This window comes from Pseudomonas sp. AM14(2022) (assembly GCF_036346455.1).
GTDB classification, from domain to species: domain Bacteria; phylum Pseudomonadota; class Gammaproteobacteria; order Pseudomonadales; family Pseudomonadaceae; genus Aquipseudomonas; species Aquipseudomonas putida_A.
Map to the genome: position 1 here is coordinate 1 of NZ_JAOTNY010000045.1, position 379 is coordinate 379.

At 55.4% G+C, this 379-nt stretch carries 1 protein-coding gene; it reads right to left on the minus strand.

What is annotated here, in order from left to right; all coding sequences use genetic code 11:
• On the minus strand, nt 1-379 hold a 379-nt coding region (locus V3W27_RS28095; protein WP_442962681.1), incomplete at both ends, for a calcium-binding protein.

Below are 379 nucleotides of genomic sequence, written 5' to 3' on the forward strand. Positions count from 1 at the left end.
ATCATTGCCCTCACCGGCGTATTCCTGGACCAGCGCCAGCTCGCCCGCCTGATCGATGCTGTAAATGTCATTGCCCTTGCCACCGATCAGGGTGTCGAGGCCAGCACCGCCGATCATGCGGTTGTTGCCATCGTTGCCGATGATGACGTTGTTCTGGGCGTTACCTACACCGGACAGATCAGCCGTACCAACGAGGTTAAGATTCTCGATGTTGTCGCCCAAGGTGAAGTTGACATAGGAATAGACAGTGTCGATCTCTGTGGCAGAGGTACTGGTTTCGATCACTACATCACCGACGTTGTCGACGATGTAAATGTCATTGCCGGCGCCACCGTTCATGACGTCTGCACCCGCACCACCGTTGATGAAGTCGGCACCA